The organism is Aeromonas sp. MR19, from assembly GCF_963899305.1.
Classification (GTDB): domain Bacteria; phylum Pseudomonadota; class Gammaproteobacteria; order Enterobacterales; family Aeromonadaceae; genus Aeromonas; species Aeromonas bestiarum.
In genome coordinates this window covers 384052-401704 of the sequence record NZ_CAWQWZ010000011.1, presented here as the reverse complement: position 1 = coordinate 401704, position 17653 = coordinate 384052, and the positions used below count along the sequence as shown (strand labels likewise).

17 protein-coding genes are annotated in these 17653 nt (G+C 60.5%); 10 read left to right on the top strand and 7 right to left on the bottom strand.

Features of this window, described 5'->3' with window-relative positions; all coding sequences use genetic code 11:
• Positions 1–22: 22 nt before the first annotated feature.
• Both AACQ95_RS07575 and AACQ95_RS07570 read right to left on the bottom strand, forming a co-directional pair.
• Complete coding sequence (locus AACQ95_RS07575) at positions 23–1873, bottom strand: DUF3413 domain-containing protein (RefSeq protein ID WP_241278219.1); 1851 nt, start codon at positions 1871–1873, stop codon at positions 23–25.
• Positions 1874–1916: 43 nt separating this feature from the next.
• Complete coding sequence (locus AACQ95_RS07570) at positions 1917–2144, bottom strand: YejL family protein (protein ID WP_042034515.1); 228 nt, start codon at positions 2142–2144, stop codon at positions 1917–1919.
• A gap of 73 nt (positions 2145–2217) precedes the next feature.
• On the opposite strand from AACQ95_RS07570, the gene yejK reads away from it, so the two are divergent.
• The 5 genes from yejK to AACQ95_RS07545 all read left to right on the top strand — a co-directional run bounded on the left by yejK (position 2218) and on the right by AACQ95_RS07545 (position 8903).
• On the top strand, positions 2218–3279 hold the full coding sequence (gene yejK / locus AACQ95_RS07565; protein WP_043136962.1) for a nucleoid-associated protein YejK: 1062 nt from the start codon (positions 2218–2220) through the stop codon (positions 3277–3279).
• 395 nt (positions 3280–3674) lie between these two features.
• Positions 3675–4856, top strand: a complete 1182-nt coding sequence (malE, locus tag AACQ95_RS07560; RefSeq protein ID WP_098984415.1) for a maltose/maltodextrin ABC transporter substrate-binding protein MalE — start codon at positions 3675–3677, stop codon at positions 4854–4856.
• A gap of 75 nt (positions 4857–4931) precedes the next feature.
• Complete coding sequence (gene malF / locus AACQ95_RS07555; RefSeq protein ID WP_241278218.1) at positions 4932–6584, top strand: maltose ABC transporter permease MalF; 1653 nt, start codon at positions 4932–4934, stop codon at positions 6582–6584.
• Between the two features lie 12 nt (positions 6585–6596).
• Positions 6597–7487 carry a maltose ABC transporter permease MalG gene (gene malG, locus AACQ95_RS07550; protein ID WP_043136954.1) on the top strand — a complete coding sequence of 297 codons (891 nt, stop codon included), beginning with the start codon at positions 6597–6599 and terminating at the stop codon, positions 7485–7487.
• Between the two features lie 279 nt (positions 7488–7766).
• Positions 7767–8903, top strand: coding sequence for an ABC transporter ATP-binding protein (locus tag AACQ95_RS07545; protein WP_042865784.1), 1137 nt, complete (start codon positions 7767–7769; stop codon positions 8901–8903).
• 111 nt (positions 8904–9014) lie between these two features.
• On the opposite strand, the gene ppk2 is transcribed toward AACQ95_RS07545, so the two are convergent.
• The gene (gene ppk2 / locus AACQ95_RS07540) at positions 9015–9830 is read right to left on the bottom strand and encodes a polyphosphate kinase 2 (protein WP_043136951.1); all 816 of its coding nucleotides are present in this window, start codon (positions 9828–9830) and stop codon (positions 9015–9017) included.
• Between the two features lie 248 nt (positions 9831–10078).
• Between ppk2 and AACQ95_RS07535 the strand changes: the two genes are divergently transcribed.
• The gene (locus AACQ95_RS07535; RefSeq protein ID WP_241278217.1) at positions 10079–10879 is read left to right on the top strand and encodes an alpha/beta fold hydrolase; all 801 of its coding nucleotides are present in this window, start codon (positions 10079–10081) and stop codon (positions 10877–10879) included.
• Between the two features lie 73 nt (positions 10880–10952).
• Here AACQ95_RS07535 and AACQ95_RS07530 read toward each other — a convergent pair whose 3' ends face one another.
• From AACQ95_RS07530 to AACQ95_RS07520, 3 genes are all read right to left on the bottom strand, one after another.
• Positions 10953–11759, bottom strand: a complete 807-nt coding sequence (locus AACQ95_RS07530) for a MipA/OmpV family protein (protein WP_241278216.1) — start codon at positions 11757–11759, stop codon at positions 10953–10955.
• Positions 11760–11940: 181 nt separating this feature from the next.
• Positions 11941–13011 (bottom strand): AI-2E family transporter, encoded by a 1071-nt coding sequence (locus AACQ95_RS07525; RefSeq protein ID WP_241278215.1) that lies wholly within the window; start codon positions 13009–13011, stop codon positions 11941–11943.
• Positions 13012–13026: 15 nt separating this feature from the next.
• A complete protein-coding gene (locus AACQ95_RS07520) occupies positions 13027–13269 on the bottom strand; it encodes a sulfurtransferase TusA family protein (protein WP_042865789.1) in 243 nt (80 codons plus the stop codon).
• A gap of 121 nt (positions 13270–13390) precedes the next feature.
• On the opposite strand from AACQ95_RS07520, the gene AACQ95_RS07515 reads away from it, so the two are divergent.
• Positions 13391–14845, top strand: coding sequence for a beta-barrel assembly-enhancing protease (locus AACQ95_RS07515; protein ID WP_347005396.1), 1455 nt, complete (start codon positions 13391–13393; stop codon positions 14843–14845).
• Between the two features lie 150 nt (positions 14846–14995).
• Here AACQ95_RS07515 and AACQ95_RS07510 read toward each other — a convergent pair whose 3' ends face one another.
• Complete coding sequence (locus tag AACQ95_RS07510; RefSeq protein ID WP_241278214.1) at positions 14996–15475, bottom strand: TlpA family protein disulfide reductase; 480 nt, start codon at positions 15473–15475, stop codon at positions 14996–14998.
• A 60-nt stretch (positions 15476–15535) separates the two neighbouring features.
• On the opposite strand from AACQ95_RS07510, the gene arsC reads away from it, so the two are divergent.
• The 3 genes from arsC (at position 15536) to AACQ95_RS07495 (ending at position 17641) form a co-directional block, all read left to right on the top strand.
• Positions 15536–15886 carry an arsenate reductase (glutaredoxin) gene (gene arsC / locus AACQ95_RS07505; RefSeq protein ID WP_241278213.1) on the top strand — a complete coding sequence of 117 codons (351 nt, stop codon included), beginning with the start codon at positions 15536–15538 and terminating at the stop codon, positions 15884–15886.
• Positions 15883–16278, top strand: coding sequence for a DUF2069 domain-containing protein (locus AACQ95_RS07500; RefSeq protein ID WP_241278212.1), 396 nt, complete (start codon positions 15883–15885; stop codon positions 16276–16278). Before arsC ends, AACQ95_RS07500 begins: the two co-directional genes overlap by 4 nt.
• A gap of 292 nt (positions 16279–16570) precedes the next feature.
• Positions 16571–17641: a linear amide C-N hydrolase gene (locus tag AACQ95_RS07495; RefSeq protein WP_241278211.1), complete on the top strand. Its 1071-nt coding sequence runs from the start codon at positions 16571–16573 to the stop codon at positions 17639–17641.
• Positions 17642–17653: the final 12 nt, after the last annotated feature.

The following is a 17653-nucleotide window of genomic DNA, read 5'->3' as shown; positions in this document are numbered from 1 at the left end:
TTCAAGGGGCAGGAGGCGGCTATCAGGGGGCGCGATAGAAGCGGTTCAGCTCGTTCATCACCTGGATCATGACGCCCATGTCGGGGGTGCCGTGCTTGATGGGACGGTAGCTGTTTCGCTCCAGCAGCTCGAAGTCACCCTGCTTGTTGAAGTGGGTGATGGTGTTGCCCTGATAGATGGCAAAGTCGCGCTGATCCCCCGCCAGCAGCCAGTTGCGCGGGCTGGTGTCGAACAGGTTGCGGCCTATGCTGTAGTCCCGCGGCGCATTGCGCACTCCCAGCATGCTCTGCATCAGGGTCGGCACCAGATCCAGGTGGCTGCTCACCGGGCTCGTCGGCAGGGTGTCGTTGCCGGGCCAGGCCAGCACGAACGGCACCTGCACCTGATAGGGCGAGTAGTTGGTGCCATAGCCCCAGCTGTTGTTCTGGGTCTCGTTGAACTCCTGACCGTGGTTGGAGGTGACCACGACGATGGTCTGCTCACCGAGCCCCTGCTGTTGCAGCTGGGCCAGCATCTGTTCCAGCAACTGGTCGGTATAGAAGACCGCATTCTTGTAGCGGTTCTCCAGCTTCACCAGATTCTCGGCCTGATAGGCGGTGGCCGGATTGAACTTGGTGAGCTCCGGCTGGAAGGGCCCCTTCACGTTGGCCGGCAGCTGGTAGTCACCCGGGCTCGACAGATAGACCAGCGAGAACCAGGGCCGGTCCGGCGAGCGCTTGGCGAGCCACTGCTGCCAGTCGCCGATCAGCTGGGTGTCATCGGTCTGCTCGGAGACGAACACCTGCTTGCGCAGGCCGGAGAGAATGCTCTGACGGTACTTCTGGGCATCTTCCAGCGCGCCGAACAGGCCGAACTGGTAGTCCTGGCGCAGCATCTCGTCGAACAATACCGGCGGCGTCTTGTCGTTGCGAATGTCGTCGTAATAGTGGCCGGGCAGGCCATAGAAGAGGCTGAACATCCCCATCACATCATCGTTGCCGCCACTCATGTGGTTACGGAAGTTGAGGTGCTGATCCGCATAGCGCTGCAGATTGGGCATGTTGATATTGTTGAGCATGTCGGCCCGCAGCGAGTCCACCACCACGATCAGCAGATTCTTGTGCTCGACGGGGGCATTGACGCTGAGCGGTCGCAGCGGGTAGCGCAAGCGGCTCGCGCTGTCGCCGTCCTGGGATTCGGCCTTCTTCTCGTACTGATCCAGATCCAGCCAGCCGTGCTTGGCCAGGAAGCTCTTGGCAGTCATGGGGTAGGAGAGCGGGAAGTTGGCGCGCTGCATTGTGATGGGCTGATACAGGGTGGCATCGGCCCAGCTGTTGACCACGTGGGTCAGAATGAAGCAGACCAGCAGGGCCAGCCCCACCTGATTGCCGTACTGGCGGCGTTTGCGCTTGTTGATCTTGCGCCACACATAGGCCGACAGCAGCAGTTGCAGCAGGAAGATGGTCGGCACAGCCACGAAGATGATGCTCCAGATCGAGCCCTCCTCGGTCTGGGCCTGATCCAGCAGCAGCTGCCACACCTGACCGTTCAGGTGGAACTTGAACAGCTGGAACACCTGGGTGTCGATGAGCAGCAGCACCAGCGCCAGGGTGGCTATGATGGCCGAAATGAAGCGCAGCGCCTTCTCTTTGGGCAGCACGAAGCTCAGCGGAAATACCGTCAACAGGTAGGTGACAAAGCTCAGAAACGAGAAGTGACCTATCCAGCTGATGATGAGATAGGTCACGCCGAGCGTGGTCGACGGCCAGCTGATCGCCCCCAGATAGCGGGTGGCAATCAGCATGGCCAGTATGATGTTGAAGAAGGAGAACCAATGCCCCCAGGTGATCAGGCGAGAGACATTATCACGATAGGGGTTGCCGGTTTCGACCATAGTGATCCATCTGCTTTGAGAAACGTCAAAAAAAAGCGGCGATTCAGTGTGCGTCGTGGCGATTGTCGACCGAGGAAGTCAGTGCCTGGACAAATTTTTCAGTGATCGCCTGGCGTTGTGCCGGGGCCATGCCGTTGATGATATTGGTTGTCACGTTACCCAGCACCATCAGGCTGAGGTCGACTGGCGCTTTGTGCTTCTCCAGTACAGTGATCAGGTCATTCATCAGGTCATCAAATTGCTGGTTTGTGTACTTTGATACGATGGGCATAATCTTGGGTTCATCTCGGTTCAAAGCGCCTTATAATACTTCACCCTTTCGGCTAACACTATGGCTTTGTGACATGAGTCTCGATATCGACAAGATCATTCTTCACTCCCTGCGCCAGGGCGGCGATGGTCAACCTCACGCCGACACCCGCAGCCAGACCCTGCCTGCCGATGAGGCGGTACAGGGGCTGATGGCGGAGCTGCATCGCATTTACAACGGCAAGGGTGGCAAGGGCTTCGGCTTCTTTGCCGACCCCGAAGCCGCCGTCGCCGAGCTGGCCGACGGTGAGGACGCCCCCAAGCAGCCTTCTCCCGCCTTTCGCATCGCCCTCGAGCAACTGCTCGGCGAACAGACCGAATTCGTGCCCTTTTCGGTCAACATGACCCAGCTGCTGGTGAAAAACCTGGTGGATCACGCCCTCGATGAGCAGGGGGTGCTGCTGTTTGCCAAATACAACTACGTCGGGGTCGATTACCTGATGCTTGCCCTGCTGGAAGGCAAGGAGAGCGTCACCGTCAGCGAGGCGCTGGACTTGCGCCATATCCATTATCTGGATATCGGCAAACTCAATCTGGTGGCCCGTATCGATCTGACCGAATGGAAAACCCAGCCGGATTCTCGCCGATATATCACCTTCAGCAAGGGGCGGGTCGGTCGCAAACTGGGCGACTTCTTCATGGATCTGCTGGGTGCCCGCGAGGGGATGGATGCCAAGGTGCAAAATAAGGGCTTGCTGCAGGCGGTGGACGATTATTGCGACAGCCGTCAGCTGGAGCCGGCCGAGCGAAACGACTACAAGAAGCAGGTCTTCAAATATTGCACCGAGCAGGCCAGCGCCGGTGAAGAGATCGAAATCAAGGAGCTCTCCGCCGAACTCTCTGCAAAAGAAGCGGGCGAGGGCGACCTCGATTTTTACAGCTTCATCGGCCAGGAGTATGAGCTGGAAGATCGCTTCCCCGCCGATCGCTCCACCCTGCGCGGCCTGACCAAGTTCGTCGGATCCGGCGGTGGCCTGACCCTGAGCTTCGAGCAGAAGTTGCTGAACAGCCGGGTGTTTTATGATCCCCAGACCGACACCCTGACCATTCGTGGCGTGCCGCCCAATCTCAAGGATCAGCTGCTGCGCCAGTCGTAATGTGATCTGCTTTCCACTTTTGGCAAAAAGACACCGCACTTCGCTGCGGTGTCTTTTTATTTAAGGGGGTAAGTCGCATCGAAACCAACTCGGTGCTTTGTTAACAAATTAAACAGAATAACCACCATGAAAGGGTTTTCAATGAGGTGAAAACCCTTTCATTCGTGTTTTTTTATTTCCATTTGGTAATTTAATTTCCATTTTTGGCGAGGAATATGCCAATAAATGGCGATAACCCCCTGAAATAAGAAAATGTTTTCAGAACTTTCTGGAAGAAAATACGTAATTGCATTTCAAAAATGCGAGTTGCGTCATGTGAGGCGGTGACGGCTTGGGATAATATTCATCTCGCACACAATGCTCTTACAGCGCGGAACTAATACAAGGAAAGGCTCATGAAAAAGAAATTGCTGTCATCCCTGATCGGTCTGGCTACTCTGGGCGTGGCTTGCTCTGCCACCGCCGCCATTGACGAAGGTCAACTGACCATCTGGATTAACGGTGACAAGGGATACAATGGTCTGGCTGAAGTCGGCAAGAAGTTTGAAGCCGAAACCGGCATCAAGGTGACGGTTGCTCACCCTGATCAGGTGGAAGTGAAATTCCAGCAAGCCGCTGCCACCGGCAACGGTCCGGACATCTTCTTCTGGGCTCACGACCGTTACGGTGAGTGGGTCAAGGCCGGTCTGCTGGTCCCCGTGACCCCGAATGCAGCCACCAAAGCCAAGTTTGAACAGTTCGCCTGGGATGCCATGGCAGTCGATGGCAAGACCTACGGTTACCCGGTTGCGGTGGAAGCCGTCAGCCTGATTTACAACAAGGATCTGCTGCCTGAGCCGCCGAAGACCTTCGAAGAGATCGCCAAGATTGACGAGACTCTGAAGAAGAACGGCAAGCGCGCCATCATGTGGGCCTATGACACCCCCTATTTCAGCTATCCGCTGGTGGCTGCCAACGGTGGCTACGCCTTCAAGAAAACCGCTACCGGTTATGACGTGAAAGACACCGGCGTGAACAACGCAGGCGCCAAGGCCGGTGTGGGCTACATCTCAGAGATGATCAAATCCGGTCACCTGGAAAAAGGCATCGACTACGGTGTGATGGACGCCAAGTTCAACAAGGGCGAAGTGGCCATGATGATCAACGGTCCCTGGGCCTGGAGCAACCTGGACAAGAGCGGCATCAAGTACGGCGTAGCGCCGCTGCCGACCCTGAACGGCAAGCCGGCCAAAGCCTTCGTTGGCGTATTGGGTGCCACCATCAACGCCGCCAGCCCGAACAAGGATCTGGCCATCGAGTTCCTGGAAAACTACCTGCTGACCGACGCCGGTCTGGCTCCGGTGAACGCCGACAAACCGCTGGGCGCCGTGGCACTGAAGTCCTTCCAGAAGACCCTGGAATCCGATCCGCACATCAAGGCCACCATGCAAAACGCCCAGAATGGCGAGCCTATGCCGTCCGTGCCTGAGATGAGCCGTTTCTGGTCTTCCTTCGAAACTGCCCTCAAGAACGTGACCTCCGGCCGTCAGAGCGTTGACGAAGCCCTGGATACCGCTGCCAAGCGTATCGTTCAGTAAGCATGCACTACCCGGGAGGCCGCAATGGCCTCCCACTCTCTCAAATCTCTCTTGGCGTTATAAAGGTTAATTGGCATGGAAGTAGTACCTTCTATTGAATCCTATGCCGGTCCGAAGGATAAGCACACCTGGCTTAAGTGGACCATCGCTGCTCTGGTAGCCATCCTCAACGGTTATGCGGCCGTGATGATGTACGCCAGCGGTGAGTGGGTATTCGCTCTGCTCGATCTGGTGGTGGTCTCCGTCGGTCTGTATGTCTTCATGAACAAGAAGACCTATGCCCACCGCTATATCTTCCCCGGTGTGGCTGGCATGGTTGTGTTTATCATCTTCCCTCTTGCCTACACGATCGGCATCGCCTTCACCAACTATTCGGGATCCAACTTGCTCTCCCTCGAGCAGGCGCGGGATTACCATCTGAAAAAAAGCTACAAGGTGGCGGGCGGTGAGTTCGATTTCACCCTGCTGGGTGGTGAGGACAATCAGTTTCAGCTGCTGCTGAAACAGGACGACCAATCCTTTATCAGTCAACCTGTTTCCCTGATGAACAACAAGGCGCGTGAGCTGGCGACCCGTGAGGGCCGAGTGCAAAGCACCCAGCAAGTGGTCGAACTGCAGCCCTTCACTGGCGAAGCGGCCAGCAAGGCCGCCCCGATCCGTGCCATCGTTGAGCATCGTACTCACCTGAGTGACCTGGATCTGGTCCTGCCGGATGGCGGCACCCACTTGACCCTGAGCAGCCTGCGCAAGTTTGCCGCCCAGAAGCAGCAATACACCCGTCTGATGGATGGCGCCGTGCTCAAGTCCGGCGTGGTGATCAAGGACAGCAACCTGCTGCGCGACACCCAGACCGGCGAGCTGATGCTGCCCAACGGCGACACCGGCTTCTATCAATACATCGACGAGCAGGGACAGTTTGTCGGCAAGGGCATGGCCCCCGGTTTCGTGGTGAGCGTGGGGTGGAAAAACTTCGTGCGCATCATGACAGACCCGGGTATCCAGGGTCCCTTCATGCAGATCTTCGTCTGGACCGTGATCTTCTCCGCCGGTTCAGTGGCCTTCACCCTGGCCATCGGCATGGTGATGGCGTGCCTGGTGCAGTGGGAGCAGCTCAGAGGTCGCGGTTTCTACCGGGTCATGCTGATCCTGCCCTACGCGATACCTGCTTTCATCTCCATCCTGGTGTTCAAGGGTTTGTTCAACCAGAACTTCGGCGAGATCAACCTGTTCCTGGAAGCGGCGTTCGGCATCAAGCCGGACTGGTACACCACCCCCTTCCTGGCCAAGGTGATGATCCTCATCGTCAACACCTGGCTCGGCTATCCCTACATGATGATCCTCTGCATGGGCCTGCTCAAAGCCATCCCGGAAGATCTCTATGAGGCGTCCGCCATGGACGGTGCGGGTCCGGTGCAGAACTTCTTCAAGATCACGGTTCCGCTCTTGATGAAGCCGCTCACGCCGCTGCTGATCGCATCCTTTGCCTTCAACTTCAACAACTTCGTACTCATACAGTTGTTGACCAACGGGGCACCGGACATCATAGGCGCCAGTACCCCGGCCGGGACCACGGATCTGTTGGTGAACTACACCTACCGGATCGCGTTCCAGGGCTCGGGTGGTCAGGACTACGGTCTGGCCAGTGCCATCGCCACCGCCATCTTCCTGATCGTCGGCGCGCTTGCACTGCTCAACCTGAAATTGTCCAAAGCCGACAAGCAACAGTAAGGAGGCTTCTCAATGGCTATCGTACAACCCAAATCAGTCAAATACCGGGTGTGGGCAACCCACCTGGTCATGTGGGGCTTCCTGGCGCTGATCATCTTCCCGGTGATCATGGTCATCGCCATCTCGTTTCGTAACGGCAACTTCTCAGTCGGGGAGATCATCCCCTCCAATCCGACCCTGGATCACTGGAAGCTGGCGCTCGGCATGTCCATCACCAACGCCGATGGCAGCATAACGCCGCCGCCGTTCCCCGTGCTGACCTGGCTGTGGAACTCCATCAAGATCGCGTGCATCACGGCGCTGATGATAGTGACGCTGTCGACCACCTGTGCCTATGCGTTTGCCCGCCTGCGGTTCCGTGGCAAGCAGACCATATTGCAGGGCATGCTGATCTTCCAGATGTTCCCGGCCGTGCTGGCGCTGGTGGCCATCTATGCGCTGTTCAACAAGATAGGCGACTATGTGCCCTGGCTGGGTCTCAACACCCACGGTGGCCTGATCCTGGCCTACATGGGCGGCATTGCCTTGCACGTGTGGACCATCAAGGGCTACTTCGAGACCATAGACTCTTCGCTTGAAGAAGCGGCGGCCATCGACGGTGCGACCCCCTGGCAGGCGTTCCGCCTGATCCTGTTGCCCCTGTCGGTGCCCATACTGGCGGTGGTGTTCATTCTGGCCTTCATCGGCACCATCACAGAGGTGCCCGTGGCCTCCATCCTGCTGCAGGATGTGAACAACCTGACCCTGGCGGTCGGTGCCCAGCAATACCTCTATCCGCAGAACTATCTGTGGGGCGACTTCGCCGCTGCTGCCGTGCTGTCTGGCCTGCCCATCACAGTGGTGTTCCTGATGGCGCAGCGCTGGCTGGTCGGTGGCCTCACTGCCGGTGGCGTGAAAGGTTAAGTGTGTTGCCGCATGCATCACACAGCCAGCACCAAGGTGTTCCTGCTGGTCTGTCACAGGGCTGGCTGGTCGGCGGCCTCACTGCCGGTGGCGTGAAAGGTTAAGTGTGTTGCCGCATGCGCCACACAGCCAGCACCAAGGTGTTCCTGCTGGTCTGTCGCAGGGCTGGCTGGTCGGTGGCCTCACTGCTGGTGGTGTGAAAGGTTAAGGTTTTAATGGCCGGGGGAGCTGACTTCCCCCGCCGTCACGATTTGCACAGATTTAAGAGCGGAGCTCGTCATGGCTGAAGTAGTACTCAACAACGTTCGCAAGAACTACGATCCGGCGGTCCACAAGGACACGCTGCGCAACATCAACCTGGCCATCAAGGAAGGGGAGTTCATCGTCTTCGTCGGCCCGTCCGGCTGCGGCAAGTCCACCCTGCTGCGCATGATCGCAGGGCTCGAGGACATCACCAGCGGTGAGCTGACCATAGGCGGTCGTTACATGAACGACGTGCCGCCGGTGGAGCGCAACGTGGGCATGGTGTTCCAGTCCTACGCCCTCTACCCGCACATGAACATCTACGAGAACATGGCGTTCGGCCTCAAGCTCAAGAAGATGGACAAGGAGAACATCCACAAGCGGGTGATGCGCGCCGCCGAGATCCTGGGGCTTGAGCCATTGCTGGACCGTAAGCCCAAGGCCCTCTCCGGCGGTCAGCGCCAGCGGGTGGCCATAGGTCGCTCCATAGTGCAGCAGCCCCAGGTGTTCCTGTTTGACGAACCCCTGTCGAACCTGGATGCCGCCCTGCGGGTCAAGATGCGCATCGAGATCGCCAAGCTGCACAAGGAGCTCAACTCCACCATCATCTACGTGACCCACGATCAGGTGGAGGCCATGACGCTGGCCAACCGCATCGTGGTGCTGAGCCCGCTCAAGGGCGATGCCGAGACCAATCTGGAGCAGTTCGGCACCCCGCTCGATCTCTACCACAACCCGGACAACAAGTTCGTGGCGGGCTTCATCGGCTCCCCCAAGATGAACTTCCTAGCTGGCGAGTTGCTGGAAATCGGCGAGCAGGAGTGCGTGGTCAAGCTGACTTCCGGCGATACGGTGCGGGCGCGGGTAGATGCCCGTCGCGGCGCGGTCGGTGACAAGGTGGAGCTGGGCATTCGCCCCGAGCACCTGGTGACCCTGGATCACCCCCATGCGCACAGCAAGGTGACCGGCGTCGTGCAGGTGGCCGAGCATCTGGGCGCCGAGTCTTTCGTCTATATGGATGTGGATGGCCACGACTTCACCGTCAAGGCGCACTCCGATATCGACGTGGCCACGGGTCAGGCGTACAGCGTCGGCATTCCGGCCGAAGCCTGCTACCTGTTCGATGCCAACGAACAAGCCTTCCCGCGCATGGCTCGCTATGTAAGAGCCTGATGGCGCCGAGGTTTTCCACTAAATTCAATGCCTTTTTGCCGGTCGCAAGACCGGCTTTTTATTGCCTGCCGTTCGGGGCCCGTCCGGCAGGCCTGGCTCCCTGGCCTCTGCTCAGGTCTCCAGCGCGGCCGTGATGTCGGGCACGAAGGTCTGGCTGGTCAGGGGCGGGCGCTCATAGCCCTCGGTCTTGATGGGGGGGAGTGTGATGGGCTCGTAGTGGATCGCCTCGTAGGGCACCTTGCTGAGCAGGTGAGCGACGCAGTTGAGGCGGGCCCGGCGCTTGTCGTCCGCCTCCACCACGAACCAAGGACTGTCTTGCGTGTCCGTGTAGGTGAACATGTCATCCTTGGCGCGGGAGTACTCCACCCAGCGCGAACGGGATTGCAGATCCATGGGGCTGAACTTCCAGCGCTTGATGGGGGTGTTGATGCGCTCCTTGAAGCGCTTCTCCTGCTCCTCGTCCGACACCGAGAACCAGTACTTGATCAGGGTGATCCCCGAGCGGATCAGCATGCGTTCGAACTCGGGGCAGGCGCGCAGAAACTCGCGATACTCGTTGTCGCTGCAAAAGCCCATCACCCGCTCGACCCCGGCCCGGTTGTACCAGGAGCGGTCGAACAGCACCATCTCGCCGGCGGCGGGCAGGTGGGCGGCATAGCGCTGAAAATACCACTGGGATCGCTCCCGATCCGAGGGGGCGGGCAGGGCCGTGACCCGGCAGACCCGGGGGTTGAGGGGCTCGGTGATCGCCTTGATGACGCCCCCCTTGCCGGCGGCATCGCGTCCCTCGAACAGCACCACCACTTTCAGCCCCTCCTGCTTGACCCACTCCTGCAGCTTGACCAGTTCCTCCTGCAGGTGGGCTAGGTGGTGCTCGTAGCATTTCTTGTCCAGGCGCGGGCGTTTCTTGCTCTTTTCCTTGGGCATGGCTCTCTCCTTTTTGAGTCCTTTTTGTGCGTCACCCCAGCTTGCACCAGGGAGGCGCCACTGCCAAGGCCGACGTGTTACACTGCCGCCCCGTCAACCGCTGGCAACAGAAACAGAAGAAAACATGAGGCGGTGTATGGCGCTTGTGATGGCCGCCTCATCAGCCGCTGGCAATGGAAAAAACATGAAGCCATTTATGGCGATTTGCACTGCCGTCTCATCATCAGCAGCTGGCAACAGGAGAAAACATGAAGCAATTTATGGAGATAGCGGGCCGCCAAATGGCCTATCTGGACGAGGGGCTGGGCCCGGTTCTGTTGTTTGGTCACAGCTACCTGTGGGACAGCGCCATGTGGGCGCCGCAAGTCGCCGCGCTCAAGGGCCAGTACCGCTGCATAGTGCCCGAGCTGTGGGGCCACGGTGATTCCGACCTGCTGCCGGAAGGCCCCTGCACCCTGGCGACCCTGGCGCGGGATCACCTGGCCCTGCTCGACGGCCTCGGCATCGACGAGTGCGTGCTGGTGGGTCTCTCCATCGGTGGCATGTGGGGTGTGGAGCTGGCCAGGATGGCGCCAAATCGCATCAAGGGTCTGGTGCTGATGGACAGCTTCGTCGGCCTGGAGCCGCAGATCACCTGCGAACGTTACCTCGGCATGCTGGGCATGATTGGGCAGCTCGGCACCATACCGGCCCCCATCGTCGAGCAGGTGGCGCCGCTGTTCTTTGCCAACCAGCCGGATGTGGCCCTGATGGCCGACTTCAAGGGGCGTCTCGCCGCCTGGCCAGGGGAGAAGATCGCCGCCATGGTGGCGGTGGGGCGCAGTTTCGTGACCCGGGAAGATCGCATCGACTGGCTGGAAGAGATGGCCATGCCTGCGCTGGTGATGACAGGGTGCGAAGACAAGGCACGCCCCGTGCTGGAAGGCTACCTGATGGCCGAGGTGCTGGGTTGCCCCTTCAAGGAAATCCCGGCTGCGGGTCATATCTCGTCGCTGGAAAATCCCGCCTTCGTCAATCAGGCCCTGGCGGCGTTTCTGGCCGACCTCTGATACAGCTACGGCCATGTTGCCAGACCAGGAAGGGAGCCATGGGCTCCCTTCTTGCTTGTGATGGCGGCGCGGCTTACCAGATATAGCCGATCCCGAAGCCGGCGTAGAGCTCCCCCTGGTGTTGGACCAGGGGGCTGTTGGCAACCTCCTCGTCATAGCGTTCGTAGTTGGCGGCGAACATGCCGATCCAGTTGGGAGTGAAGCGGTAGCTGGTGACTATGGCCACCATGGGTGAGAGGGTTGCCCCCGTGTCCCATGCCGGTCGCTGCGCCGTGGCCTCGCTCTCGGAAACGCCGCCGAAGTAGTAGTTCGCCAGCTTGCTGCTGCGGATCATCATCCCCATGCCGGGCATGATGAGCAGCCGGTCGCGGATGATGGGAAAGTCGGCCCACAGCAGCAGCTCCTGGCCCTGGCTGCGCCCGGTCACATCCGTGCTGAGGCGGGTGCTGAGCAGGGCGTAGGGGGTGATCAGGCTGGCTCCCATGCCCCCTTCCAGCTCCCACTTGCGTGGTTCCATACCGTTGAACTGCGCATATTCGTCGGGATCCAGGTTGCCAAAGCGCAGCCGGCCATAGCCGTAGGCGGCCAGGGTCTCATCCTTGTAGAAGTAGTAGCGGGCCCGATCGCCCAGGTACATGAACTGGTCGCCAAAGTAGATGAAGCCGGGAATGACGTAGCCTGCGGCATCTTGCGCCTGATAGCGCGCATCTCCGCCTATGACCGCCGTCCCCAGCACCAGCCCCTTGGGGACAGGACTGGTGGGGCTGTCGTGGGCGAACACGTCGAGGGAGCCCAGATCGATCTCGGCATGGGCCGCGGTACTGAGCAGTGAGAGGGCTGTGAGTGCGCTGGCAAGCCGGCGTGCGCTAGGTAGGGTCATTGTCGCTCGGGCTCCATGAACGTGAGGCATCCATCCTGGTCGGTTGGCGCTGTGAGGCTGGATATTAGCGCACTTTATCAGGGCGCTGACAGCGCCAGCTAGCAGATGTTCAAGATGACACAGGGCATGTCCGAAGAGATGCCCTGTGGGGGATGAAACGGGAGTGCGGGAAGGCGCCTCATCAGGCTCCAGGCTGGGGGGCGTCATCGCGCTTGGGCCAGGCGTTGAGCACGGCCTTGACCAGGGTGGCGAGGGGAATGGCGAAGAAGACGCCCCAGAATCCCCAGAGCCCGCCAAACACCAGCACGGCTATGATGATGGCCACCGGATGGAGGTTGAGCGCCTCGGAGAAGAGCACGGGCTCCAGCACGTTGCCGGTGAGCACCTGGATCACGGTATAGACCACCATCAGCCAGGTGAATTCCGGGGTCAACCCCCACTGGAACAGGGCCACCATGGCGACCGGTACCGTCACGGCGGCGGCCCCTATGTAGGGAATGAGCACGGAGAAGCCGACCGCCACCGCCAGCAGCACCGAATAGCGCAGCCCCAGCATGGCAAAGGCGCCGTAGCTGATGACCCCGACGATGAGGATCTCGATCACCTTGCCGCGGATGTAGTTGAGGATCTGCTCGTTCATCTCCACCCAGACCCGGTTGACCAGGGTGCGGTTGCGCGGCAGGAAGCGGCGCAGGCTGCCCATCAGCACCTGCTTGTCCTTGAGCATGAAGAACGCCATCAAGGGGACCAGTATGAGGTAGATGAGGATGGCCACCACGTTGACCAGCGAGTTCAGGGAGGCGCTCACCAGCTGTTCGCCACCGGTCAGAATGCGCTGGCGAATGTTGTCTATGATGGTCTCGACCAGGGTCACGTTGATGAGCTCGGGATACTGCTCCGGCAGGGTGCGCACATAGTCCTGGGCATGGGCCAGCATGGAGGGGGACTCCTTGGCCAGGTTGATGCCCTGGCTTACAAGCGTCGGGATCAGGCCCAGGAATGCCATGACCGTCAGGGCGATGAACAGCAGCAGGATCAGGCTGGTGCCCAGGGTGCGGGAGAGGCCGAGGCGCTTCAGCCGGCTCACCGGCCACTCCAGCAGGTAGGCCATCACCAGCGCCACCAGCAGCGGCGCCAGCAGATCGCCAAACAGCCAGAGCACGGCGAAGCAGGCCACCAGCAACAGGAAGAGGGTGACCGCATCGGGGTCGGAGAAGCGGGTCTGATACCAGCGTTTGAGCACATCTAACATGACAGCATCCTTTCGTTACCGGGGCTCATGATGGTGCTGTGCCCCGACGACCAACTGCAAAGAGAGCGTATTGTCCTGCGCCTGCTGCACCGTGAAGGGGTGACCCTGACGTTGCAGATAGGCCGGAATGTCCTGCCGGGAGCCGGCATCGGCCAGCCGAATGGTCACGGTTTGACCGCTTTTGGCCTCCCTTAGCCAGAGCTTGAGCCGGATCAGCGGCTCGGGGCAGCGCCAGGGGGTCAGATCGAGGTGTTCCATGAGGGCTCCAGCAGGCGTGAGGCGGCTATTATGGCCGTGATGAGAGCACGAAACAACGCTTGTAGCCCTTGAGGGGCAAGGGTATTCTGCCGAGGCCCCTTCTGATGGAGATAGAGATAACGTGGCACGCTTTTCCCCCCTGATGGCATCGCTTCCCCTGCTGGCTTCCCTGATGGGTGCCACCTTCCATGCCCAGGCGAACAACCAGCTTCCCGACATAGGCACCGCCGGGGTGGCCGCCCTGCCCATCGAGCAGGAGGTGCGCTATGGCAACGCCTTCATGCGTTTCGCCCGGGCCGGCCTGCCGATCATAGATGATCCCGTGCTGAGCCAGTACATAGACGATCTCGGCCAGCGGCTGCTCTCCAACGCCGATGGGGTACGCTTCCCGTTTACCTTCTTCCTCATCAATGACCCCAGCATCAACGCGGCCGCCTTCCTGGGCGGACGGGTCAAGGTGCACACAGGCCTGTTCCTCTACGCCGACAGCGAGAGCGAGCTGGCCTCGGTGCTGGCGCACGAAATCACCCACGTGACCCAGCGTCACATAGCCCGCTACATGGAAGCGCAGGCGAGCAGCTCCGCCATGACCCTGGCCGGGCTGGTGGGCTCCATCGCGCTGGCGGTGATCAACCCCACCGCCGGTATCGCCGCCCTGCAGACCACGCTCGGCCTCTCCATGCAGTCGGCCATCAACTACACCCGCGATAACGAGTACGAAGCGGACCGGATCGGCATGAAGACCCTGTATGACGCAGGCTTCGATCCCATGGGCATGGCCAACTTCTTCCAGAAACTGGCGGCCGAGTATCGTTACGCCAGCAAGCCGCCCGAGATGCTGCTGACTCACCCGCTGCCGGAGACCCGGATCTCCGAGGCCCGTGGCCGCGCCTCCAGCTATGCTCGCCGCAACCTGCCCCCCAGCCTCGACTTCTGGCTGGCCAAGGTGCGCATTCAGGTGCGCTATGGCACCGAAAGCCCGCAGGCGCTGCTCAGCTATTTCGACAACCGCCTGCAGAAAGGGGATTACCCGCTCAAGGATGCGGCCACCTACGGCAAGGCGCTGGCGCTGTTGCAGCTCAAGCGCACCGACGAGGCCGACACCCTGATGCAGGAGCTGGCGAGCCGTCACCCGGAAGATCTGTTCGTGGTGGATGCCCTCACCGACATCGATCTCGCCAAGGGGCGCAGCGCCCAGGCCATCGCCCGGCTGGAGAAGTTCCGCACCCGCATGCCGGACAACGAGGTGGTGGTGGTCAATCTCGGCAACGCCTATCTGGAAGGGGGCAACTACAAGAAGTCCATCGCCATCCTGGACCCCTATGCCCGCGAGCATGAAGAGAACAACCTGGCCTGGAGCCTGCTCTCCGATGCCTATCGCAAGGCGGGACGGATGACGGACCTGCACATGGCGCGGGCCGAGATGCTCTCCCTGCGCGGAGATTATCAGGCCGCCATCGACGAGCTGATCGTGGCCCGTGGCACCACCAGCGACAAGCTGACCCTGGCCAGGCTGGAGGCTCGCATCACTGAGCTGGAGCGGGCGAAGAAGGATCTCGACAGCCTGAAGGGGTGATGCATCAGAGGTGCGGTGAAACGGGGTGTGCCAGCAATGGGACACCCCGTTTCCTTTTCCAGCGGTACCCTGGCGTCGTGCAGGTCAATCCCGTCGTCGTGTGTGGGTGTGATGGGCCCCTTACTTGCCAAGGAGAGGGGAGGGATCACTCTAGCGAACCGCCGCAGCCTGCGCCTTGAGGGTGGCAATCTGCTGCGCATCGAGTTCGCCGACGATCGTCTGTTGCAGCTTGCCCTCTGCGTCGAGCAGATAGCTGGTGGGTAGCCCGGTCGGGTGGGGGAAAGGCAGGCTTGCCGTGTCATTGGCGATCAACAGCGGCAGGCTGATCCGGTAGCGGCTCGCCAGTGCCGCCAGCTCGGCCGGGGTGGCCGGATCATAGTGGATGGCCACAACGGCGAGGGCGCCCTCCTGCGCCAGCGCTTCCAGCAGCGGCAACTCTCGCAGGCAGGGGGCGCACCAGGGGGCGAAGTAGTTGACCAAGAGCGGCTTGCCGGCAAACTGGGCCAGTGCCACCGGCTGGCCCTGACCGTTGGTGAACTCGGGCGCCGGGGTGCAGGCGCTCAGCAGACCGGCCACAATCAGCCAACAAATTCGTTTCATTTCCTTTGCCCTGCCGCTTACTCTGACCATCCGTTTCCCCTACAATAACGCCGTTTCTTGTCCCATCTTGCGATCAATCAGGGAGTTACCATGAGCGAGACCCAAATTTACCACAATCCGCGCTGCTCAAAGAGCCGTGAAACCCTGGCCCTGCTGGAGCAGCACGGGATCGCCCCTGATGTGGTGCTCTATCTGGAGCAGGCCCCGAGCGAGGCGCAAATCCGTACCCTGCTGAGCCAGCTCGGCTTCACCGATCCGCGCCAGCTGATGCGCACCAAGGAAGAGCTCTACAAGGAGTTGGGGCTGGGCGAGGTGAGTGGCGACGCCCTTATTCGCGCCATGCACCAGCACCCCAAGCTGATCGAGCGCCCCATCGTCATCAAGGATGGTCAGGCCCGCATCGGCCGTCCGCCCGAGCAGGTGCTGGAGATCCTCAAGTGAGCATCCGCTTCGCCCGTCTGCTGACCCTGGTCGGCTTCTTTGGCCTGCTGGGCTGGGTCATCCTCTGGCATCTGTGGCTCTCGCCCCACCCTGAGCTCAACCCCTGGCTGCTGCCGGTGATCTGGACTGTGCCGCTGCTGTTCCCGCTCAAGGGCATAGTGCAGGGTAACCCCTACACCCACGCCTGGGGCAACTTCGTGCTGATGCCCTATTTCCTGCACGCCCTGACCCTGATCACCACGGACGAGGGAGAGCGTTGGCTGGCGGTGGTGGAGCTGGTGTTCACCATACTCGCCTTTGTCGGCACCATCTATTACGCCCGCCTGCGTGGCCGTGAGCTGGGGCTCAGCATCCGCAAGAAGAAGGGTGAGCCGTCACAGCAAGAGAAATAAGGCCCGCGTCAGCGCACTTTTATCTGCAAACCGGGCCCAGGGTCCGGTTTTTTTATGGATGTGCAGCCTAGCATGACGTGACCGGGGTTGACGTGACAGCGGCTGGGCCAAAAGCCTGCTGGCAACGCAGATGCCAGGTGTATCTCGCTGATCTTGCTGTAACTATGTCGACATGATCACATCTTGGCCGCAGCGAGGTGGGAGCGTGGCGGGCGGCTGACTATCCTCATTAAGCTCCCATACAGCGGTAGCCGTTAGCCTGTCGTTTTCACCAGCCTGAGTGATGCACCCTATGAAACGCCAATCCCGCCCCCTGTTCCAGAAAACCCTGTTGGCATTGACCATGGCCCTGTCGGTCAGCTCGCTGGCCGATGCCTGCACCCGCGCCGTTTATCAGGGCGACGGTGGTCTGGTGGTAACCGGCCGCACCATGGACTGGCGCGCCGCCATGCCGACCAACCTCTGGGCCTTGCCGCGTGGCATCGATCGGAGCGGGGCGGCCGGTCCGCACTCCATGAAGTGGAACGCGCGCTATGGCTCCCTGGTCGCCGCAGGTTTTGACGCGGGTACCGCCGATGGCATGAACGAAAAGGGGCTGGTGGCCAATTTGCTCTATCTGACCGAGTCCGAGTATGTGACTCCGAGCGACAAGGATCCGCGCAAGACGCTCTCCATCTCCCTCTGGGCCCAGTATGTGCTGGACAATTTTGCCACCGTCACCGAGGCGGTCGCCGCCTTGTCGAAGGACGAGTTCTATGTGGTGACCACTCTGACGCCGGATGGCAAGCCGGGCCAGCTGCACCTCTCCATCTCGGATGCCAGCGGTGACTCGGCCATTTTCCAGTACGTGGATGGCAAGTTGCAGATCCACCACGACCGCAGCTATCAGGTGATGACCAACTCCCCCGTTTTCGACAAGCAGCTGGCACTCAACGAGTACTGGGAGGAGATAGGCGGGCTCATCATGCTGCCGGGTACCAACCGTTCGGCGGATCGTTTCGCCCGGGCCTCTTTTTATATCAAGACCCTGCCCAAGACGGATCAGGCCAATGAAGCCGTTGCCGGTGTGATGAGCGTGATGCGCAACGTCTCGGTGCCCATGGGGATCAGTACACAGGATCAACCCAACATCTCCACCACCCTGTGGCGCAGCGTGTCGGATCAACAGCATCGCCGCTACTTCTTCGAGCTGACTCATTTGCCCAACACCTTCTGGGTGAGCATGGAGCAGCTGGATCTGAGTGCGGGCGCCCCGGTCAAGAAACTCCCGCTGACCGAGCGTCAACTCTATGCGGGCGAAACGGCGGACAAGTTTGTGCCGGCCAAGGCGTTCACCTTCCTGCCTGCCACGCCAGGGGCCTGATGAAGAGTTGGT